At 45.5% G+C, this 19,668-nt stretch carries 18 protein-coding genes; 4 read left to right on the top strand and 14 right to left on the bottom strand.

Annotated features, from left to right (window positions below; translation table 11 throughout):
* The first annotated feature begins 30 nt into the window (after window positions 1-30).
* A complete protein-coding gene (locus ON01_RS12810) occupies window positions 31-1,443 on the top strand; it encodes a Na+/H+ antiporter NhaC family protein (RefSeq protein ID WP_010531455.1) in 1,413 nt (470 codons plus the stop codon).
* 37 nt (window positions 1,444-1,480) lie between these two features.
* Here the strand turns inward: ON01_RS12810 and ON01_RS12805 are convergent, their stop codons facing one another.
* The 6 genes from ON01_RS12805 to ON01_RS12780 form a co-directional block, all read right to left on the bottom strand.
* Entirely contained in the window at window positions 1,481-2,137 is a 657-nt protein-coding gene (locus ON01_RS12805) for a YetF domain-containing protein (RefSeq protein ID WP_010531454.1), read from the bottom strand.
* 125 nt (window positions 2,138-2,262) lie between these two features.
* Window positions 2,263-2,802 (bottom strand): hypothetical protein, encoded by a 540-nt coding sequence (locus tag ON01_RS12800; RefSeq protein WP_010531453.1) that lies wholly within the window; start codon window positions 2,800-2,802, stop codon window positions 2,263-2,265.
* 9 nt (window positions 2,803-2,811) lie between these two features.
* Window positions 2,812-3,984, bottom strand: coding sequence for a ParM/StbA family protein (locus ON01_RS12795; protein ID WP_010531452.1), 1,173 nt, complete (start codon window positions 3,982-3,984; stop codon window positions 2,812-2,814).
* A 403-nt stretch (window positions 3,985-4,387) separates the two neighbouring features.
* A complete protein-coding gene (gene rlmN / locus ON01_RS12790; RefSeq protein WP_010531451.1) occupies window positions 4,388-5,455 on the bottom strand; it encodes a dual-specificity RNA methyltransferase RlmN in 1,068 nt (355 codons plus the stop codon).
* Window positions 5,456-6,130: 675 nt separating this feature from the next.
* Complete coding sequence (locus tag ON01_RS12785; RefSeq protein ID WP_010531450.1) at window positions 6,131-7,837, bottom strand: GMC family oxidoreductase N-terminal domain-containing protein; 1,707 nt, start codon at window positions 7,835-7,837, stop codon at window positions 6,131-6,133.
* On the bottom strand, window positions 7,834-8,391 hold the full coding sequence (locus ON01_RS12780) for a hypothetical protein (protein WP_010531449.1): 558 nt from the start codon (window positions 8,389-8,391) through the stop codon (window positions 7,834-7,836). The genes ON01_RS12785 and ON01_RS12780 overlap by 4 nt, the downstream gene beginning before the upstream one ends.
* Window positions 8,392-8,667: 276 nt before the next feature.
* Between ON01_RS12780 and ON01_RS12775 the strand changes: the two genes are divergently transcribed.
* Complete coding sequence (locus ON01_RS12775; RefSeq protein WP_010531448.1) at window positions 8,668-9,669, top strand: LLM class flavin-dependent oxidoreductase; 1,002 nt, start codon at window positions 8,668-8,670, stop codon at window positions 9,667-9,669.
* A 218-nt stretch (window positions 9,670-9,887) separates the two neighbouring features.
* On the opposite strand, the gene wrbA is transcribed toward ON01_RS12775, so the two are convergent.
* From wrbA to ON01_RS12760, 3 genes are all read right to left on the bottom strand, one after another.
* Window positions 9,888-10,496 (bottom strand): NAD(P)H:quinone oxidoreductase, encoded by a 609-nt coding sequence (gene wrbA, locus ON01_RS12770; protein WP_010531447.1) that lies wholly within the window; start codon window positions 10,494-10,496, stop codon window positions 9,888-9,890.
* A 235-nt stretch (window positions 10,497-10,731) separates the two neighbouring features.
* The gene (locus ON01_RS12765; RefSeq protein WP_010531446.1) at window positions 10,732-11,649 is read right to left on the bottom strand and encodes a pseudouridine-5'-phosphate glycosidase; all 918 of its coding nucleotides are present in this window, start codon (window positions 11,647-11,649) and stop codon (window positions 10,732-10,734) included.
* Window positions 11,646-12,731, bottom strand: coding sequence for a carbohydrate kinase (locus ON01_RS12760; protein WP_010531445.1), 1,086 nt, complete (start codon window positions 12,729-12,731; stop codon window positions 11,646-11,648). Before ON01_RS12760 ends, ON01_RS12765 begins: the two co-directional genes overlap by 4 nt.
* 145 nt (window positions 12,732-12,876) lie before the next feature.
* On the opposite strand from ON01_RS12760, the gene ON01_RS12755 reads away from it, so the two are divergent.
* Window positions 12,877-13,332, top strand: coding sequence for a DinB family protein (locus ON01_RS12755; protein ID WP_010531444.1), 456 nt, complete (start codon window positions 12,877-12,879; stop codon window positions 13,330-13,332).
* A 513-nt stretch (window positions 13,333-13,845) separates the two neighbouring features.
* The gene (locus ON01_RS12750; RefSeq protein ID WP_010531442.1) at window positions 13,846-14,907 is read left to right on the top strand and encodes an NAD(P)/FAD-dependent oxidoreductase; all 1,062 of its coding nucleotides are present in this window, start codon (window positions 13,846-13,848) and stop codon (window positions 14,905-14,907) included.
* Between the two features lie 127 nt (window positions 14,908-15,034).
* Here ON01_RS12750 and ON01_RS12745 read toward each other — a convergent pair whose 3' ends face one another.
* From ON01_RS12745 to ON01_RS12725, 5 genes are all read right to left on the bottom strand, one after another.
* Window positions 15,035-15,349, bottom strand: coding sequence for a DMT family transporter (locus ON01_RS12745; protein WP_010531441.1), 315 nt, complete (start codon window positions 15,347-15,349; stop codon window positions 15,035-15,037).
* Window positions 15,349-15,696, bottom strand: coding sequence for a DMT family transporter (locus ON01_RS12740; protein ID WP_010531440.1), 348 nt, complete (start codon window positions 15,694-15,696; stop codon window positions 15,349-15,351). Before ON01_RS12740 ends, ON01_RS12745 begins: the two co-directional genes overlap by 1 nt.
* Window positions 15,697-15,762: 66 nt before the next feature.
* Window positions 15,763-16,335 carry a TetR/AcrR family transcriptional regulator gene (locus ON01_RS12735; RefSeq protein WP_010531439.1) on the bottom strand — a complete coding sequence of 191 codons (573 nt, stop codon included), beginning with the start codon at window positions 16,333-16,335 and terminating at the stop codon, window positions 15,763-15,765.
* A gap of 142 nt (window positions 16,336-16,477) precedes the next feature.
* Window positions 16,478-17,791, bottom strand: coding sequence for an exo-beta-N-acetylmuramidase NamZ family protein (locus ON01_RS12730; RefSeq protein ID WP_010531438.1), 1,314 nt, complete (start codon window positions 17,789-17,791; stop codon window positions 16,478-16,480).
* Between the two features lie 67 nt (window positions 17,792-17,858).
* Window positions 17,859-19,652 carry a glycoside hydrolase family 3 protein gene (locus tag ON01_RS12725; protein WP_425357506.1) on the bottom strand — a complete coding sequence of 598 codons (1,794 nt, stop codon included), beginning with the start codon at window positions 19,650-19,652 and terminating at the stop codon, window positions 17,859-17,861.
* Window positions 19,653-19,668: the final 16 nt, after the last annotated feature.

The following is a 19,668-nucleotide window of genomic DNA, read 5'->3' as shown; positions in this document are numbered from 1 at the left end:
GCAGCTATTAATCGAAAGGAGACCAAAATAATGGAGTGGCTTTCCTTAATTCCGTTTGTGATTGTCATAGGGTTGTCGATATGGCTTAAGAAAATTCTTCCCGGACTTGTTCTAGGCGTTCTTATTGGCGGTTTACTGGTCGAATTCAGTGTGCTCGGTGGTACTGAGAAATCAGTGAGCTATGTTGTCACAACCTTATCAGATGAAAACAACATCAAAATTATTTCCTTTCTCTATTTGTTCGGGGGCCTGATCGGGATGATGAACATTTCAGGCGGCATTAAAGGCTTTTCCGAATGGATCGGAGCAAAGATTGAATCACAGCGCGGTCTGCTGGGGCTGATCTGGCTGACATTGCCATTCACGTTCATGATGCCGATGTTTCGGATTATGATGATTGGCCCGGTCGTGAAATCACTTATGAAAGATATGAGTATTTCCAAACGCAAAGTCGGGTTTACGATGGATGTTTCGACGAGCTCAGTTATCGTTCTCCTGCCTGTTGCAACAGCATTTGTCGGTTTCATGATTTCGCTTGTCGAGAGCGGTGTCCAAAAGTTTAACCTGGACATGGATCCCTATCAGATTTTCCTGCTCAGTATTCTGTTTAATTTTTATGCCATTGTAATGCTTGTAATTGGGCTTATCCGGACATTCTGGTCATCCTCAGAAAAGGAAAGAACAAAGAAAGAAACCGGTGACAAGGGAAATGAGCATGACTACCATCGATCGGGCATCGAAAAAGAGCTCTCGACGGTCAAGGCACAGCCATGGAATCTGATAGTACCGCTCTTTTTGCTCCTGGGGTTATCGCTATTTTTGCTATGGCAGGACGGGATGTCTAAAGGTGCCGACACCGTTTTCCAGGCTTTTTCGGAAGCTGATGCCACATTTGTCATGCTGCTGGCTGTTTTCATAACGCTGATTTTGACATTTGTGTTTTATATGATTCGCCGCCAATCCATGGAAGAAACCATTTATCACTTTTATGACGGCGGCAATCAGCTCATGCAGGCAATTATCCTGCTCATTCTGGTATGGGCTTTGTCACTTGTTACCGAGGATCTTGGCTTTTCCAAATTTATCAATGCAACACTCGGTTCGTTTTTGCCAAGCTTTACGATTCCGGCCATTGTATTTATCCTTGGAGCTATTGTGAGTTATTTTATCGGCTCATCATGGGGAACATGGGGGATATTCATGCCGCTCGGAATCGCGCTGGCTGTCTCAACCGGGTCCTCAATTCCATTGACAGTCGGTGCTGTATTTGCCAGCGGGTCATTCGGTGCCATGACCTCACCGCTTGGGGACACGACGATTACAACCGCATCAATTCTGGAGGTGCCGCTGGTCGATTATGCGCGCTACAAGCTGAAAATTTGTGCTGTCGGTGCCGGCATAGCCTCTGGCGTTTATCTGGCTGTCGGATTCTTTCTGGTCTAAGCCGGCCTCATAAGCTGTCATCAAAAAACCCCCGCCATTACTGCAGGTGCTTTGGCGAGGGGTTTTCATCGTGATGCTTTTCATCAAGTTCCTTAAACATGTCACGTTGAGTCTTCAACTGGGCGATCTGATTGTTGAGATCATCTAATTGTGCTCTAAGCTGGTTTATTTGTGAATTAGCCGACAGCTGACTCAATATTTGCTGAACGTCCGAAGACAATTGGTTAAATTCCTTTTTCGTGACAGGCTGGGCATCATTCTTAAGACTGAAACCGACCTGCCCGTTTGGTTCCAGCGTCGCCCATTCGACATCATTGATACTTTTAACATTTTTCATTCTCAGGTTCATTTCTAGCTGGTCGACAGTCATCCGTAATTTCTTCATGTTTTGTTCGTTGACAGTACCATTTTCAATTAACACTTTTGACTTACCGGTAATAATCTTTTCAAAAATATTTCCTTTCACCTGAGCATATTCCATAACGAATAGTGTCGAAATCAGTATGGCTCCAACTGCTATGGTTATCCAGATGTTATTACCGGAGACAGGTTGGATGAGTAAGGAACCGATTCCAATCATGATTACCGTTTGCGGGAGTGTCATCTGAGAAATGGACTTTCGCCCGGCAAGTCGCAACAGAAACGTCCCCGCAATCACGATCAAAACGGATTTCCATATCCAATCGAATTCCACTGTATCAAACTCCTTTCTAACGTTAGTTTGATTGGAATTCGACTTCTTATTCATATGGGCGTTGGTCTGTTGCGATCAAAGAAAAAACTGCCCTCTTATTAATCAGGGCAGTTTAGTTTAACCGTTCATTTATTCATTTTGGAGAAAAAGTCGGCCAGCGGATCTTCTTCAGGCTCTTCCGTTTCTGCTTCATCGGTCTCATGCAAATCGCCTAAATTGTTAAGATCTACCGCATCCAAATCAGGCTTCTTCTTCACAGGCAGCGATTCTACGGGCTCTTCCTCGACTTCTGGCTCAGCCAAAGGTGGCTCAGGCTCTATCGGCTGATTACCGTTCAATGTGGACAGGATTGATGTTGCCCGAAGAGGATCCTGCAGCAGCTGATAGACAATTGTGCCAATCAGCGCCTCCGAATGCTCATGCTTCAGCCAGCTCTTCTGCTCTTTGGTCAGCTGCCGCGGGAGTGGAATCGTCACTGTTTCTCGCTCGCGTGTATAGGTCTCATTGACACCTTTCAGGACAAATTGTGCTATCTGGCTGGAAAAATTGCGGCGTTCGGTTTCTTTCAGTTTCTGCAGCTGTTTTAACAGATAATCCGGTGTATCGGAAGGAACACGAAATGTAATCGACTGGCCGCGTTCGATATTTTTCTTTGACCCTTGCATGGTATCACCCTACTTTTTCTCTGAGGCGGCTTTTTCCTTTGCTTCTGCCTGCGTGTTTTTATTCACATAATCCATAATCAGTTTGTAATAGGCATTGGCCATCATCCAGATACTTTCCTTTTCATCCTCAAAGAAATCAATGTTAAAGCCATCCAGTTTGTTATTGAGTGCTTTGATATAATCTTTTAATACAGCAGACCCGCCGCCGACAAAGTAGCAGATTTCCGACTGTGAATTTTTCTGCCAGACATTGCGCAGGTTGCGGTATTCCTTCTTAGCCAGTTCCAGCAGAATCCGGTCAGTGATATCGTGAATGTTTGTCCGGCTGCCACGGACCATAATGTGATGGCGGTCATTTTTACGGGTAATGATATCAACCACGTCGCGGCGGCTGTCTAGCTCGACACCATGTCTTGTCCGAATCTCGTCACGAATTTCCTCGAGTGATTCAGCAACCCCCAACGGGAAGCCTTGTGCTTTATCATCATCAACATTCCGGTTGCGGATAACAGCGATGTCGGTTGAAAGACCGCCGATATCCTGAATCAAAATCTGTTTATCGATCAACTCCTGGTTGATCACGTTCAGGTTATTATCCATAATCAGATTGACATATGCTGCAAAGCCTTCCGGATATACTTTCACTTCATCAAACTTGATGTTCACTTTTTTCCCTTGATATTGAGGTGTTACCAGAAATTCCACCTGGTGAACCGAACCGAGCAGCTGGGAACGGTAGCCAACATCTTTGCCTTCTTTGACTTCCCTCAACGGGAGGCCGGTGCCTAATGTATAATTTGCATCAATCACGTCTTTTTTACCCTGTTTAAAAGAAGTATTGCTAACAGCATCCAGGGCGATTGAAGCAAATAGCATCACCAATGTCTGGTCTTCCTCTGATTTACTGCTCCCCTGATCAAGTTCAGTTGAGTTGTTCGTTTTTGTTGCCAGTGTCCCGACACGATAAACGGCATTGTTCTCCTCCAAGGCAGGGGAATGAACGCGAATATGCAAGTTATCAATCGGTTCCTTTTCATCTAAATCTTCAATGCCGATCACCGGTCTATCCTCCATATCCCGTGCAATCACATTTGGTATGTAATAGGAATTGTCCATCTTCCCGAAATTTGCCTTGACTGCATCATTTCCGACATCAACTGCAGCAACTCGTGAATCTTTCATATTGTTTCTCCTCCTTAAAATTGATTTAACATAATAGAGGCTTTTTATCACGCTTCTATTAAATCATCTCTACTAATAGAATAAGCCTTTTAGTTAAAATAAGCAATCAGACTTTTTTCGTATTCTTTTTCGCTTACATGTGTTCTTTTCTGTATACTTGTTTACTAATTTTGCACACATTGTAATGACAGTATGTGTGCTGTTTTGTTTACAAGAAAACTGGATTGCAAACTAAATGTGTACTTTTTGAATACATGTACACACAATTGTATATTGTAAAACTTTTACAATAAATCGGAATTTAATTTATCTTCATTATGCAAGCAATCTGAGATTAAAAAGCAATTCATGAAGGTATTCATTTCTTCATAAAAAAACGCCCCCAAAACGGGACGTATATATCTTATCCGACATTTTCTTTTTTAACCTGTTTACTTCTGAGCTGTCCACACGCAGCGTCAATATCTGCACCATTCTCCCAGCGGACACCACAATTAAGACCACTTTCCTTTAATGTTTCATAGAAGGCTTGGATGGTCGATGAATCACTACGCTGATATTGATCATGCTCACTGACTGTGTTATATGGAATCAGGTTCACATATGATAAGTGGCGCTTATCTGACAGTAGTTCAATCAGCTCTTCAGCGTCTTCCTTATGATCATTGACATCTTTCAGCATAATATACTCATATGTGACACGCCGATTCACGTGCTCGAGGTAATAATCGACAGCTTTCATCAATTTTTCAATCGGAAAGGCACGATTGATTTTCATGATCGATGTACGCAATTCATTGTTCGGTGCGTGCAGCGATATAGCCAGATTAACCTGTGTACCAGTGTCAGCCCAATCATATATTTTGTGGGCAAGCCCGCTCGTTGACACTGTGATATGTCTGGCTCCAATATTCAGCCCCGCATCATCGTTAACAACATTGATGAAATCCATCAGGTTATTGAAATTATCAAAAGGCTCGCCGATTCCCATGACAACGATATGGCTGACGCGCTCGTCGCTGCCTTTCACATCCATATCCTTTTGCACATTCATAATCTGCTCAACGATTTCACCGCTTTTCAGATCACGGTTTTTACGAAGGAGCCCGCTGGCGCAAAACGAACACCCGATATTACAGCCGACCTGGGTCGTCACACAAACCGATAGGCCATAATTAAAGCGCATTAACACTGTTTCCACCAGATTACCGTCCGACAGCCTGAACAAGTACTTAATCGTACCATCCTCAGATTCCTGCCTGAGCTCTTCTTTTGTCGTGTGCAAAAGAAAGTTCTCTTCCAACAGTGCAATCGTCTCTTTATTCACATTCTTCATATCCGCAAATTGACTGATACGCTTTTTATATAGCCAATTCCACACCTGATCAACCCGGAAACGCCGCTGTCCATGGTTGGTGAGCCAGTTTTGCAGCTGTTCATATGTCAATCCGTAAATGGACTTTTTACTCATGTATATCCCTCATTTCCATACATCCAATGTTCTATTGTACTATAATACGGCATGCACAGCAATGTAGCAAATGGAACGGTTGATCGTGTATGCTATTTCTCTGGAACAATTACTTTTAAGAGTTGTTGTTTTTGACACAATATCCATAAACTGCGACGTAAAGTCTTATTAGAGCATTTAGGTAAGCTTTCTGGCGACGCAGCTGGAATATACTCGCTTTCCGTGGGCTCACCACGAGCCCACGGAAAGCGAGTATATTCCAGCTGCTGGTTTAAATCGTTACTAACGTTTCTTTTTTCGCCATAATCGAATAAAACTACAGTAAGCAATTCTCAGCGGAGGCAATATACGAAGACTCCTATGGGAAAAGCACGTGTCCGAAGACCCCGCAGAAAAGCGATCTTTGCTTTTCGAGGAGGCTGAGGCCGTGCCCATGGAAAGCGAAGTATATTGCCGGAGCGTCTCAAAGCACTTATCGATAATCAGAATGATAGGACCATTCTTTATTGAAATTTTCACTATGTCGCAGTTTACATCAACTACATAAAAAACAACAATATCTAGAAAAGAACCTTTTAATTCGATCTACAGCATTTTCGATAGACTCCGGTAGATCCGAACCCTTTATGAAAAAACTGAGGCCTCAAATAACTGCATTGAGGCACCCTTATTAAACTAAAAATACTTCGAAGCCAATAGTTCCGCTGTTCTGGTTGCGAGCGCCTGCGTTGTCAATGTCGGATTAGGCCCGCCAAGCGCATCAAAATCGGCGCTGTTATCTGCAACATAGAGTCGCCCCACCTGATAAGCTTCACATGATGTATCAACAACAAACCCCATCCGCATCGTGCTTTGCAAGTGGATGTAGTAATTAGCTGGCAGGTTCGATCGGTGAACTTTTTTGGCACCAGCTTTCCGTAAAATATCGGTAGCAATCCTGGTTAATTGCTCGCGTCTCTTTTTCGATTTTTTACTTGGCTCATAGTGGACGCGTGGCACTGCACCATGCTCATCCTGAATATGCGGATCAAGCTCAACTCTATTATGAAATTGTACTTCGTCATCTGTAATCGCCGATAGCGTGAGTGTTCGGCTATAGTCCTCCATAGCCTTTTCCAGTTCACTGCCAACAAGTCTTCCTTGCTGATCCCACAGGTCACCTTCATGCTGACGAATACAATTATAGCCATACTGACTAAACCCGAATAGCAGCTGTGCTGACATGCCGGGACTTTCCCCAATATTTTCAATCATGCCAAGTCCGGGATAATCAAGGCGCGCCCCTGACGTATGTCCGGCAAATGGATTTGTCGACGGACTACCTAAAATTCCCATTAACGTCTCTTCATCAAATGTGCCTGTTACCATATCCATGTAATGATTTGTCAAACCGCGGCCCACCCAGGGATTATACGGCAAATCAGAGTTCAGCCATAGGCGTGGCGTTTCTACACAGCCGGCCGCCATCACAACGACTTTGGCGCGTAATTCTTCGGTTTCACCTGTCCACGTATCCCGGATCTGGACTCCTGATGCCTGCCTGTTTCCACTGGTATTATAATCGGTCAATACCTTTGTTACAAACGTGTTCGGTCTGAACGTCACATTTCCGGTCTTCATCGCAAGCGGGACATAGCTGACTGTTGTTGAACGTTTTGCCATTTTGTCCAATGCTGGCCCATACGGACACCCCTGGCCGCAATGCCCGCTTAATGTGCATCCTTCCATGTGGCTTAATTCTTCCAACGAATAGTTTGGATCCATTAAATGCTCATTTGGCGGCAAAATGGCATTTGGCTGTGGACGATAACCGCTGCTTGTGACATCCAGTGTCTGATTCAATGAAAAGCCGGCCTTATCTGCCCCATAGTAAAACAGTGCTTCTTTCGATGTCGTCGGTGCAAATTCAACAGGCAATGTCGCCTCAACTTTTTCATAATAAGGAACAAGGTCACTGTAATTAATCGGCCATTCATTATCAATCACTTCGGGAAAAGCACGCAGCGAGTTGGCATAGTAATGCAGTGTCGAACCGCCAATTCCAGCGCTCTGCCATAATAACGCCGGATCAGGGATGTTTCGGTACCACGGGGTTCGTCTCCGGTCAGCCGCGCCCCAACGAAATTTGCCGCTGACCTGGTCATCCATATCATTTTCGAGTCGTGTCAGCTGACGGCGGTAAAGTGAACCATCCAAATCCCCCGGGTCCGAGCTTTCTTTGGCTGCACCACGGTTTTCATTTGGTTCGGGCCACTTTTTATTACCATACCACGGGCCGGCTTCAAGCACCAGCACACTGATACCTAATTCGCCAAGCTCTTTTGCAATAACCGGCCCGCCACCACCCGCACCAATCACAATTACATCAGGATCTCTCTTCATGTCCTCACCTCTGCCATTGTTATTAAAAAGCCACGGAAATCGCGATAACCAAGTGACACACCTGGATAGCCAACTTGCTGCCACGTCAACGGAAAAAATTCAAGCTGGCGGTCACCCGGCGGGCATAAACGTGTCGAGCCATAAGCCGGCCATTCAGAATAATACCCGAATAACGAAAAACGGTTTACAGCATCGGTCACATATTTGACCATCCCGGCATTATTGTGAAAAGGCGATGGCAATACGTAAAGATCGATCTCAAGGTTTTCCAGTGCCGATAACGTCAGGATTCGATCTGTCCGGGAAAGATGCGAAAACATGCCTCCGCTGGAAACCATGCTTTGCGGAGAGGCTTGAGCGTGCTGTGAATACACAAGCTGCATTGCGGCAATATTCAACATCGAGGCTGTGGGATATGCAAGCGGAACAATATGATGATGGAGCTGCTGCTGAATGGAAATGCTGTGATCAAGACTATAAATGATATAATCATGAACACCCAAATCCATATTGTTAAAAGGCGTTCCGTACCCGGTTTGGACTGATGGCAACAAAGCGTCGGTAACCGCCTGAAACGTTGCTCGCACATATTCATGAGGCTGGGTACTGATAACGTTTCACCTCTTTCTTATTTTACAAACTATTACCAATGTATGTTTAGTTCAACTGTATATGACCCAACCCCAAATCGCATTTTAAAAAATATCAATCTGGGTAGTCTTTTCAATAACAAACCAATTGGCGGATCAAGAGTTATTTCCAAATCAATGGGCAAAATATTGGCGCTCCAGAATTTCAGGTCGTATCATGTTTCTTAAGGAGTGAGTTTAATGCAGCGCAAAACATTTAACAATATTCCACTGTCTGTTTTGGATCTTGCCCCTATTCTGGAGGGCAGTACTCCCGAACAGTCATTCAAAAACAGTGTCAATTTGGCACAGAACACAGAAAAATTCGGGTTCAACCGCTACTGGTTGGCAGAGCATCATAATATGCCGGGCATTGCCAGTTCGGCCACATCAGTATTGATCGGACATATTGCCGGCGCAACTGATGAGATGCGCGTAGGTTCAGGCGGTGTCATGCTGCCAAACCATGCATCACTCATTATCGCTGAGCAGTTTGGAACGTTGGAAACACTGTATCCAGGCCGCATCGACCTTGGCTTAGGCCGTGCACCCGGCACCGACCAGGCGACCGCATATGCCCTAAGACGCACATTGAATCAACGGGTTGAGGATTATCCAATGCAGGTGGAGGAACTGGAAAATTACTTCGCCGGAACCGCACCGGTACACAGTGTGCCAGGCGAAGGACTCAGAATCCCGATCTGGTTGCTCGGCTCCAGCGGGTTCAGTGCGCAGATGTCAGCACAAAAGGGACTGCCATTCTCATTTGCGAGCCATTTTGCACCAGACAATACCGTTGCGGCTCTAAATATGTACCGCGAGCATTTTGCACCGTCCGACATTCTTGATAAGCCATATGCGATGATTGGTGTCAATGTGATTGCTGCCGATACGGAAGATGAAGCCAAATACTTGGCCACAACCCAGCAGGAGCAAACACTCAGCATCCGTCGCGGACAACCAGAGAAGCTGCAGCCGCCGATTAAAAACCCTGATGAGGTCTGGTCAGAAATGGAAAAGGCTGTCGTGGAACAGTCAAATAGTTCACCATACACATTGATCGGCACGAAAGAAGCGGTGAAGCAGGGACTGGAAAAGCTGCTTGAAGAAACAGGGGCTGACGAAATGATCATCAACTCGCAAATCTATGACCACAAAGCCCGTGTCCGCTCATATGAAATCGTCAGCGAACTGATGGAATAGTTTATCGGATCAAAAAAGCCTTGGCGATTGCCAGGCTTTTTTGCTTATACCAACTGCTTAAATTGTGAACTTTAGCAAATATACTGTGAACTTTAGCAAATATACTGTGAACTTTAGCGAAAGCAGTGTGAACTTTAGCATCTTGCCAGAAAGACAACCTTTAACGTAAAAAAGCCGCAGCTCAAAACGAGAACTGCGGCTTTTTTCAATCAGCCATATTAGCTGCCTGCTACAATGCGGGACGCTACATCGATTGTGCGGCGTGTCTGATGCTTAACTGCACCTTCAACATCTTCCACCATGTTGCCGTCCTGATCGACGGAAACACTGGCACCATAAGGGTTGCCGCCGCTGGCAAAGATTGAATCATCTGAGTAACCAGGTGTTGCAATAACAGCGCCCCAGTGCATCATGGACGTATATAATGAAAGCAGTGTCGCTTCCTGACCGCCGTGCGGATTTTGTGCGGAGGTCATGCCGCTGACGACTTTATTAATGGTTTTGCCTGCTGCCCACAGTCCACCCTGTGTATCAAGGAAATTCTTCATTTGGGCTGGGAGGTTTCCAAAGCGGGTCGGCATACTGAAGATAATCGCGTCTGCCCACTCAACATCGTCTGACGTTGCTTCAGGCACGTCCTTCGTTGCTTCATAATGTTCTTTCCATGCTGGATTGGATACGATGGCTTCTTCCGGTGCAAGTTCAGGCACTTTTACCAGCTTCGTTTCAGCACCGGCCTCTTTTGCAGCCTTTTCAGCCCATTGGGCCATCTGATAATTGGTACCTGTTGAACTGTAATAAACGATTGCTAATTTCACGTTTGCCATTGTTTGTGTCTCCTTTGCTGTCTTTTTGAAAAATGTTTATCGAAAAATCCCATGTTGTCATCACCTAGCTTACCCGAGTTGTTCTGTGTAATTCCTTCCTTATCCCTCCCTTTGTTATAGAAAATATGTAACTATTTTAATGTTATTTAGTTACTTTATGTAACTAATATACCGTGTTTCATTCACCAAGTCAAAAAATAAACACATGGGAAGCTATCCCATGTGTTTAACAGGTTTAGTTCAATTTGTCTCCCAGCTTGACGGCAATGTCCGCGCCGACATATGCGTTATGTTTTACCAAGGCGATATTGGCATCAAGACTTTCACCGCCGGTCAGTTCCTCGACTTTGGCCAGCAAAAATGGTGTGACATCTTTTCCGTTGATGTTGTTTGCTTCCGCCTCTGTCAGCGCCTGGTCAATGACCGCTGCAATCTCTGTCTCGGCCATGGCATGTGATTCCGGAATCGGATTGGCAATCACAGCACCGCCGGAAAGACCGAGATTCCATTTTGTGCTAAGCGTACTGGCCACTGTTTCCGAATCATCTGCCCGGAAATTGACCGGGAACTCACTTGTCCGAGTATAGAAGGCCGGTAATACATCCGTTTCATAACCAATTACCGGCACTCCTTTTGTTTCCAAATACTCCATCGTCAAACCGAGGTCAAGAATTGATTTAGCGCCGGCACAAACGACCGCTACATTTGTTTTTGCCAGTTCTTCCAGGTCAGCTGAAATATCCATCGATGTTTCAGCTCCCCGGTGGACACCGCCGATGCCACCTGTGACAAAGATAGAAATGCCAGCAAGGTCCGCACAAATCATCGTTGCAGCCACTGTTGTGGCACCTTTTTGCCCGGTTGCGACCAAATACGGCAAATCACGCCGGGAAACTTTAGCAATACCCTCCGACTGGCCAAAATCTTCCAGTTCTGTATCACTCAACCCGATTTTAATTTGTCCATCTATAATGGCTATTGTTGCTGGCACTGCACCATGGTCGCGAATAATCTGTTCGACTGCACGTGCTGTTTCCACATTTTTTGGGTATGGCATCCCGTGCGAAATAATTGTGGATTCAAGTGCGACAACTGGTTTCCCCTGTTCCTTCGCTTCTCTGACTTCTTCTGATAATGCTAAATATTGCTTCATGACAGTTCCTCCAAATCTTCGTGTAGTTGTGCTGCTGTTAAATCAGGGCGAACGGTGCTGGGGGACAGTAAGGTCTTGGTTGCATTGACAACCCCTGCCCGGGCGATATCAACAGGCGCATTACCCTGCATCCAGGCAAAGACAACCGCTGCTGAAAACGCGTCCCCCGCTCCGGTCACATCGACGACTTTCTTTGTTTCAACCGCCGGAATATGGTTTATGCCATCTTTTTCGGTACCGATTACCGCACCTTCTTTGCCGTTGGTGATAATCACATTGCTGATTCCGAGTTCAAGCCATTTTGCTGCCAAATCACGCAATGAAAAACTGCCATTGAAATACGCCTCAGATTCATCCCGATTCGTGATCAGCCATGCCACACCGTTCAAATCTTCAGGCAGACGTGCCATCTTCGGGGCGGATACCGTTACCAATATGAGCGCTATCCGATGGTACTTGGCTAATTGGGACAAAAAGGCCAACGTTTCCTTTGGACAATTTAAATCGACCAGAATGCATTTGGCCTGCAATAGAACAGGCGAATGGACCTGCAGCCATTCCGGCGTCATAAGCTCAAATATATCCATATCAGCCAGCCCATAGATCAAGTCTCCTGAGCTATTCAAAACAGCGGTATACGAACCGGTTGTTGCTTCGGTAAATTGCGTCACATCCTCAAGGTTCATGTAGGGAGCAGATGCGTCGGCAATGTAATCCCAGTCCTTGTCTTTGCCGCCGACAGTCAGCAATTTGGCATTTATGTCAAGCCGGCCAAGGTTTTCGGCGATATTGCGAGCAACACCACCGGCAGTCTGTGTTGAGGTAACCGGGTTGGACGTGCCCTGCTGCAAAGCCTCATCAGCATAGAATTTCCGATCGACATTCGCACCGCCGATACAGATGACTTCCTCCATCTCATTCAGCACATAAGCTTTTCCGCGAATGTAGCCTTGTTTCATAAGTCCTGAGATCAGATTGGCAACAGATGACCGGGAAAGCTCCAGCACTTCCGCTAACTTTTGCTGTGAAATATATGGATCTTTTTTGATCAGCTGTATAAGCCTTTGTTCATTTTGATTCATGTTTGCTTACCTCTTTTAAACATTTGTTTATATAATAAACTTTTGTCTAATATTCGTCAAGTATTTTAGTCAAGCCTTATAGTTTAGGGATCGGGGTGATAATTGTTATAGTAGAATTAAATATGATAAGAAGCGAGGTTTTATAATGAACAATTTAATTATTTCGCAATTCGGCATTACACACAACGCATTCATGAATGAAATTAAGGACGTAAGCGAGAAGCAGCTTGACGAGCAGCCTGAGGGATTCCATAATACAATCCATTGGCATATTGGCCATGTGCTGACAACGAATGAACAATTTCTATTTGGATTTCCGGATAACACCGAAAACCTTCCGGAGCGTTATAAGAATCTTTTCGGCAATGGCTCCAAGCCGGCGGACTGGCCTGAAGATGTCCCGAGCGCTGATGAGCTTGCAGAACAATTGAATAACCAATTGAAGCGGATTAAGCAAATTCCTTCTGAAAAATTTGATGAAAAACTGCCTAAAATGGTTTTGGGCGCACAGACCTATGGCGAACTCGCAGCGGTAGCCGCATTCCATTATGGTAACCATGCCGGCAGAATCAATGCGATGAAAAAAGTGCTTAATAAATAACCATAAGAAAAAACCACGCCCCTAGCGTGGTTTTTTCTGTATATAGACATTCATGAGCAGTGCAAATCCCTTTATTTTTAAACCATTTCCGGTAAGCGTTCCTGCATCGTGCCATACTTGGCAAAATTCGCATGCCAGGAGAACGCTTTTTCAAGCACATGCGGGGTCTCTCCACCGCGCTCAAGTGCCTCATGATAGTAATTCCATAATTGCTCAAAGTGAAACTTCAATCAGCGGGAGGTTTTTTTCCTGCTGATTGTTAGTTGAACGAATCGGGCTTTTAGGGACAGTTAGCCACCGTTCTTTGGTGGGTTACTGTCCATTACATGCGGGGAAAGTGAAACTTCAATCAGCCGGAGGTTTTTTTCCTGCTGATTGTTAGTTGAACGAATCGCCATTTAGGCGCAGTTATATGCGAAAAAATAACAATTCCTATCTTTTCCTAGTTTTCCATGGCGACATTTGGTAATCTTAACAGTAAGAGCACTTATAGATAGTTAAGGAGTTTTAGAAATGAAAAATTTAGTGATCCTTGGCGGTGGATATGGCGGTGTTAATATCCTGCAGAACCTGATTGAGCACGATCTGCCTGAAGACCTGCATATTACAGTGATTGACCGTAATCCATACCACTCAATTAAAACCGAATTCTATACGATAGCAGCTGGCACATCAGCTGATAAAGATGTGCGCATGGACTTTCCAGAGCATGATAAAGTGAGCTACGTGTTCGCTGAAATCACCAAAATTGATATCGATGAACAACAGATTGTTTTGCAGGAAAGAAGTGAATCGGTTCCTTATGACTATTTGATCATAGCGCTGGGATGCGAGGACAATTACCACGGTGTTGAAGGCGCTGGTGAATTTACCGAAAGTGTTCAGACCTTCAACAGGGCACGCAGCGCCGGAATGTCGATCGGCAACCTCCCTGCTTATGGAAAAGTTACCATTGTTGGCGCAGGGCTGAGTGGCATTGAAGTCGCAGCTGAAGTCCGTGAAAGCCGTCCTGATTTGAACATTCGTCTGCTTGACCGCGGACAATCCGTTCTAAAAGCATTTGATACAAAAATCCAGAACTACGTTGAGAATTGGTTTATGAAAAATGACGTAGGTGTGATTCATGGTGCCAACGTTGAATATGTGGAAAAAGATGGCGTCTGTGACAATGGTGTTTGTTACGTAAACGATGTCACTATCTGGACGGCAGGAGTGAGACCGAATTACCTGGTACGCGAACTCCCACTTGAGCAGGATGACCAGGAAAAAATTATCGTCAATGACTTTTATCAGGTGCCGGAACAACAGCATATCTATGTTGTTGGTGACTGTGCCTCCTCTGAACACTCCCCGAGCGCACAGCTTGCCCGGCAGCAGGGAGAGCAGATTGCTGAAGTTCTCGGTGCCATACTTAAAGGGAAAAAGCCGAAGAAGCCCGGTAAACTCAAATTAAAAGGTACCCTCGGATCACTCGGAAGCTCAGAAGGCTTCGGTGAAATGATGTCACAATCAATGGTCGGCTACATTCCGCGCCTGGCTAAATCCGGTGTGCTTTGGCTCAATAAACGGCACTAGTTGAGCATGATACCAAGAAAGCCGGACCGCTTCTTAAGAGCTGTCCAGCTTTCTTCAGTATGAACAACATGATTACCACAAGGAGACCCTTTGCGTGTCTTTACACTGAGGTTTCCACGGCAAAGTATTACGAAATCGCCCGTAGCCCGATCACGCCAACAATAATGGCCGACAAGCTCACAACCCGTGAGAGACTTCTCGACTCACCAAAGAAGATCATGTTCACAATTACTGCACCAGCTGTCCCAATGCCAACCCAGACCGCATAAGCCACACTCACAGGCAAATACGCAAAAGCCTGATACAGCATAGCAACAGACGTACAAAACCCGCCGAGATACAGCACACTATTTTTCATAGATTTCTGCCGGCTGGACAATTTCAGCCCAACCACCCCAATCATTTCAAACATCGATGCCAATAAAATAAATACCCATCCCATCAGTGAGAGCCTCCTTCCATACGTTTGTCATCCTGGCGATCGGCAAGTTTCAGACCGATTACACCGACAACCAAAAGCATAATGAAAAACATTTTTGCGACATTGATGCTGCCGTTAAATAAAAACACATCCATTAATACGGTACCGGTCGTGCCTGCCGCAGCAAAAATGGCGTAAACTGTACCGGTTGGCAGTGCCTCACAAGCCTTTCTGAGGCATTCCAAATCGAGCCAGACCACCAGTGCAATAAGCCCCCAGTGCCACCAGCTGGAAGCCACATTAAAGCCAAACACCCAGCACAACTCTAACAAGCATACAAGAACAAGATAGACCCATGATTTATTCATTCAGAACGCCCCCTCATAATGACTGATTATCAGTCATTGCTGTGTAAGAAAGGACATGACACTGAGTTAAATCCCCAGCGCATGTCCGGCAAAATTCAATACTTCTTTTTTCTTCAATTCAGCTTTCCTGTCATTTTGATGACTGTACATATAGGTCTGCTCTGCTGCATCTTCAATCAAACCTATCAAAATCTCGGCGGTGCGCTTTGGATTCAGAGAATTACGGATGACACCGTCTGCTTGAGCCGATTCAAGCTGGCCACTGAACCATGCATAGTAGGATTCATAAATGATCTCCCATTCCTGCATATACTCAGTTGAAGCAAGTCCCGCATAAGTCAGCGCGAACACGTCCCTGTACTCCTTCGTCAAATTAAACACGATGTCAATGACTAATTCCAACTTTCGCTCAAACGGCTGATCGTCATAAACATTTTCCTGAATTTCCTTCAATATCTTTTCGGTCATCACTTCTGCAATTGAAAGCATAACCGATAATTTGGATGAAAAATATAAATAAAAGGTTCCCTGCGCGATTCCGGCACCTTTAACGATATCTGAAACCGTCGCCTTATCAATACCTTTTTCACGAAACACATTGATTGCTGATTGAATAATTGCCTCTTTTTTATTGTCCAATCCTATATCCTCCATCTAAATGACTGACTATCATTCATTATAGGTGAAATTAGAGGATCTGTCAATCCGTAACACAGCGTGAGCCTTGTTATGAACGTATAAAGCACTCCCGCAAGTAATTGCGGAAGTGCTTTTGTTTTGGCTATTCCCATGGTGGCCCCCGTTTTTTGCCCCCTTCATAAAGCAAGTAGTCCTCTCGTGTCTCTTTAAATTCGTCGAGCTCCGGCTGCCATGTACTGACGATTTCATCAACTGAGGCACCGTTTTCAATTTTGTCCCGGACCCAGCCATTACCGATCAGGTTGTCAAAGAAAGAAATGCCCTGACTGTTTTCTTCCCGGAAAGCAAAATCTTCCGGATACATGTCATGGATTGTTTTCACGATGGTAACACCTGTTTCAATTGGTTCATATACTTCTTTGTCTTTCACATGAATCTCGATGCCATGGGACAATTCACCGCTGTGCTTTGAAAACTGCGGTGTAAACGATGCAGCTCTGAACTGAACACCGTCAAGCTCCTGATCGTTTAAATTGGCCGCAAGTTCCGTGCTGTCGATGAACGGTGCGCCAATCAATTCAAACGGTTTCGTTGTACCGCGTCCCTCTGAGACATTTGTGCCTTCGATTAATGCTGCCCCCGGGTAAACACTTGCTGTATCAAGGGTCGGCATATTCGGTGATGGCATAACGAACTCAAGTCCCGTCTCGTCATATGTCATCGAACGGTTCCAGCCTTCCATCTCAACCACTTCCAGATCAGCACCAATATCAAACTCCTCATTGAACAGCTTGGCCAGTTCACCGACAGTCATGCCGTGTCTTAGTGGAATCGGGTACACCCCGACAAACGATGAGTACTCAGGTTTCAGTACCGGGCCTTCCACTTTTTCACCGCCAAGCGGGTTCGGTCGATCAAGAACAACAAACTCAATGTCATTTTCGGCTGCAGCTTCCATCGCGTACGCCATCGTATAAATATACGTGTAGAAGCGTGTCCCAACATCCTGAATATCAAACTGCAATGTATCAACGCCTTCAAGCATTTCCGGTGTCGGCTTGCGCGTTTCACCATAAAGACTGTAGACAGGCAGCCCGGTTTTTTCGTCGATATAAAACTCAACATACTCCCCTGCCTGCGCACTGCCCCGGACACCATGCTCCGGTCCATACAGTGAGACAAGATTGACATCATCGTGATTGTGCAGGGTATCCACAATGCTGTTTAATTGCTGGTCAACACCGGTCGGATTGGTAATAAGACCGACATTTTTGCCCTCCAGCATATCAATTTCGTCTTCCAGCAATACATCAATACCAAGCTTGACGTCTGTGTCATGACCTGGCGGAACACCATCAGGTGGCCCTTTACCATTTCCCGGGGAATCTGCCATAACGACAGACAATGTTGCTAATGTCATGATGCCGGCTGCTAGCATGACCATCCATTTTTTCATTGTGAATGCCTCCTGTTTTTATTTTGCTGAGTAATTTGCTTCTATATTGAAACTACTGTCGCCACCTTTAATAACCAAGATGGTGACCATATTCGTACAGATCTGGAATAGTAACCGGCAGCTTGCCCTGCGGATTCACGTCACCGCTCAGAACTCTGGCAAGTGCTTCTACTGATACATCTCTGTTGCCGTAAGTGGTCAGATAACCTTCCACGTCAGGGAACTTCATCAGATCATAAGGATTCCGGATAGCCGCAACAACGACATCCTTGCCTGTACTCTGCAATGCTGAAACCAGTTGCTGTTGAGCCGTGTTGGTATTTGCCGTATACGTTGTAACCACCACTTTATCAGCGTTCTGTGCCTTTAGAGTTGCTTCATCAATTTCCTCTTGCGTCGGACTTGTATTGGTTGCATAATCTGTGACATTGTAGCCTTTGCCTGCCATCTGATCGGCAAGGTAGGACGGCTTACCGAGGGACGGGCCGGTAATCAGAATATCCTGATTATCCTGCAGCGGCATCAAGTTGTTCTCATTTTTCACCATGGTAATGCTCTTATTGGCAATTTCATCCGCTTTGGCCAGGTTTTCGTCAGTGCCAATGTTTTCGACCGCATCAGGATCAGTTTTCGGATCACCGAATAAGCCTTTTTCCATCTTGGCCTTCAAAATGCGGTAAACGGATTCGTCAACGCGCTCTTCACTGATCTCACCACTTTCAACCGCTTCAAGCATCGCATTGTATGACTGCTCGACATCAGGCGGGTTCAGTAAAATATCGTTTCCGGCCTTAAATGCTTCAACCGGCACGCGCTCAGGCTCCACCACGTTTGCTCCAGACATGCCGAGGCTGTCCGTTACGATCAGTCCGTCATAGCCCATTTCTTCGCGCAAAAGATCAGTTATAATCGGTTTCGACAATGTTGCCGGCAGCCCTGAGTCATCAAGTGCCGGAACGACAATGTGTGCCGTCATGATCGCCTCAATACCAGCGTCAATTGCTGCCTTGAATGGCTTCAAATCAACATTGTGCAATGTTTCAAGGTCATGATTGATGATCGGCAGACCATAGTGTGAGTCAACATTCGTATCACCATGTCCCGGGAAATGTTTGGCTGTCGGAATAACTTTTTGGTCCTGATAAGCCTGTACCTGAGAAACAGCCATATCCGAAACAAGGTCGGGGTCCTCTCCGAACGACCGGACACCTATGACCGGGTTTTCCGGATTAACATTGACATCTGCCACAGGGGCAAAATTCATGTTTATGCCAAGACTGCTTAACTCGGTTCCAATAATCCCTGCAGACTCACCAGCCAAATCGGTTGATCGGGTAGCCCCAAGCGCCATATTTCCCGGGAAAACCGTTCCGGGACTTGTCAGCCGCTGAACAATGCCGCCTTCCTGGTCGGTCGCAATGAATAACGGAATCGGCATCCGCTGATCCATGGCGATCTCCTGCAGACCATTTGACAGGGCGTTAACCTGTTCAACATCAGCCGGATTGCCGATGTTATCCGTCCAATTAAAATAAATGACACCGCCGATATGATATTTTTCAATTGCTTCTTTAAAGTTTTTAGCGCCGCGATTATTGTTCAGGTTGGTCTCTTCATAGTTGGGATCTGTGGGGGTCTGTCCATACATGTGGATAATAAATAACTGGCCGATTTTCTCTTCCAGCGTCATGTGGTTCATTTTGCTGATAATCCAACCGTGTTTCGCTTTTTCACCGTTGCCCCAGCCTGGCCTTGTTGGATCGTCCCAGCCCTTGCCAAATGCTGAAGCAGGGAAACATAGCAGGAAAATAAGCATGAATGATAGTATTGAAAACAATCGTCGTTTCAGCAAAGCATTCACTCCTATAGTCATAGTT

This window comes from Lentibacillus jeotgali (genome assembly GCF_000224785.1).
Lineage (GTDB): Bacteria > Bacillota > Bacilli > Bacillales > Amphibacillaceae > Lentibacillus > Lentibacillus jeotgali.
Note: the sequence above shows the minus strand (reverse complement) of the source record. Positions and strands in the feature narration are given on the sequence as shown.

Coding starts and splice junctions, on each gene's coding strand:
- ON01_RS12810 (WP_010531455.1), top strand. CDS start 31: ATGGAGTGGCTTTCCTTAATTCCGTTTGTGATTGTCATAGGGTTGTCG.
- ON01_RS12800 (WP_010531453.1), bottom strand. CDS start 2,802: ATGCAAGGGTCAAAGAAAAATATCGAACGCGGCCAGTCGATTACATTT.
- ON01_RS12795 (WP_010531452.1), bottom strand. CDS start 3,984: ATGAAAGATTCACGAGTTGCTGCAGTTGATGTCGGAAATGATGCAGTC.
- rlmN (WP_010531451.1), bottom strand. CDS start 5,455: ATGAGTAAAAAGTCCATTTACGGATTGACATATGAACAGCTGCAAAAC.
- ON01_RS12785 (WP_010531450.1), bottom strand. CDS start 7,837: ATGAAGAGAGATCCTGATGTAATTGTGATTGGTGCGGGTGGTGGCGGG.
- ON01_RS12775 (WP_010531448.1), top strand. CDS start 8,668: ATGCAGCGCAAAACATTTAACAATATTCCACTGTCTGTTTTGGATCTT.
- wrbA (WP_010531447.1), bottom strand. CDS start 10,496: ATGGCAAACGTGAAATTAGCAATCGTTTATTACAGTTCAACAGGTACC.
- ON01_RS12765 (WP_010531446.1), bottom strand. CDS start 11,649: ATGAAGCAATATTTAGCATTATCAGAAGAAGTCAGAGAAGCGAAGGAA.
- ON01_RS12760 (WP_010531445.1), bottom strand. CDS start 12,731: ATGAATCAAAATGAACAAAGGCTTATACAGCTGATCAAAAAAGATCCA.
- ON01_RS12755 (WP_010531444.1), top strand. CDS start 12,877: ATGAACAATTTAATTATTTCGCAATTCGGCATTACACACAACGCATTC.
- ON01_RS12750 (WP_010531442.1), top strand. CDS start 13,846: ATGAAAAATTTAGTGATCCTTGGCGGTGGATATGGCGGTGTTAATATC.
- ON01_RS12745 (WP_010531441.1), bottom strand. CDS start 15,349: ATGGGATGGGTATTTATTTTATTGGCATCGATGTTTGAAATGATTGGG.
- ON01_RS12740 (WP_010531440.1), bottom strand. CDS start 15,696: ATGAATAAATCATGGGTCTATCTTGTTCTTGTATGCTTGTTAGAGTTG.
- ON01_RS12730 (WP_010531438.1), bottom strand. CDS start 17,791: ATGAAAAAATGGATGGTCATGCTAGCAGCCGGCATCATGACATTAGCA.